General features: G+C 71.3%; 1 protein-coding gene and 1 pseudogene. One reads left to right on the top strand and one right to left on the bottom strand.

Going from position 1 to position 1,315, the window contains the following annotated elements:
• Positions 1–1,084, bottom strand: a 1,084-nt coding sequence (locus ACEN88_RS31995; RefSeq protein ID WP_413346219.1) for a DUF4214 domain-containing protein, incomplete at its 3' end; no start/stop codon positions are given.
• Between ACEN88_RS31995 and ACEN88_RS31990 the strand changes: the two are divergent.
• Positions 1,083–1,315: pseudogene (locus ACEN88_RS31990) on the top strand (hypothetical protein); the annotation flags it as partial. The gene ACEN88_RS31995 and the pseudogene ACEN88_RS31990 overlap by 2 nt on opposite strands.

Raw genomic sequence — 1,315 nt, 5'->3', positions numbered from 1 at the left:
GCGCGCGGTGCAGCACGTTCTGGTACAGGGCTTCCACGAATTGCGCGTCGCTCACGTGGGTGCCGTACAGCTTGCCGAACTCGGCGCTGCCGATGAAGCCGGAGGCGGCCTGCGCCAGCGACGTGCCCTTGTCCAGCGCATCGATCCAGAAGCCGAGGCCGGTCTTGTCCGGCGTGCGGCCCAGCGCGGCCTGGTACAGGCGGTACGCTTCGCCCGCATTGCCGTTCACGTCCAGCGCCACCATGCCGTCGCTGAACTGGAGGCGCTCGACGCCCGTCAGCGTCGCGTGGTTGCCGACGGCATCCTTCACGGACACGACACCGTTGTCCGCGACGACGGTCGCGCCGGCGCGCGCGGTCGTGTAGGCGAGCGTGTCGACGCCGGCGGTCCCCGTCACCTTGCTGTCGCCCGCCACGGCCTGCAGCACGTGGGCATTGCCGCTGAACGCGACGTTGGCCATCTTCAGCGCCCCCGAACCCGACAGGGTGCCGCCGGCCGGCGCCACGTAATCGATGCCGTTGCCGATGCTGGTGGCGACCTGGGCCTTGTTCTCGGCGCTCTCGCTGAAACCGGTGAGGACGTCCGCGCGCGACGTCGAATGCAGGGCGTCCGTCCAGAACGCATAGCCGGCGGCGTCGGGCGCGCGGTGCAGCACGTTCTGGTACAGGGCATCCACGAACTGCGCGTCGCTCACGTTGCTGCCGTACAGCTTGGCGAACTCGGCGCTGCCGATGAAACCGGAGGCGGCCTGCGCCAGCGGCGTGCCCTTGTCCAGCGCGTCGATCCAGAAGCCGAGGCCCGTCCTGTCCGGCGTGCGCGCAAACGCGGCCTGGTACAGGCGGTATGCCGCGCCCGCGCTGCCGTTCACGTCCAGCGCCACCACGCCGTCGTTGAACTGGATGCGCTCGACGCCCGCCAGCGTCGCGTGGTTGCCAACGGCGTCCGTCACGGACACCGCGCCGGCGGCGGCGACGATGGTCGCCCCGGCGCGCGCGGTCGTGTACACGAGCGTGTCGACGCCGGACGTCCCCGTCACCTTGCTCTCGCCCGCCACGGCCGCCAGCACGTGCGTACTGTTGGTCATGGCGACGCTGGCCACTTTCGACAGCGCCGCTGACGTACCGGCGGCCGGAGGACTCGCCACGGGCGCAGGTGCAGGTGCAGGTGCCGGTGCCGGCGCGGGCACATCCTGGACGCCGGCCGTGGGCACGCCCGCGCGGCGCGCCTGGGCCCTGGTCAAGAGTGGCGTGTGGCACCCCGACAACCAGCGGCCCGTGGTGGAGGCGTTGGAAGGCTTCAAGACGCAGATGGCGTT

The organism is Massilia sp. CT11-108 (genome assembly GCF_047302915.1).
Taxonomy (GTDB): domain Bacteria; phylum Pseudomonadota; class Gammaproteobacteria; order Burkholderiales; family Burkholderiaceae_D; genus Telluria; species Telluria orientalis.
The sequence above is the reverse complement of the archived record's forward strand: the minus strand, read 5'-3'. Positions and strand labels throughout refer to the sequence as shown.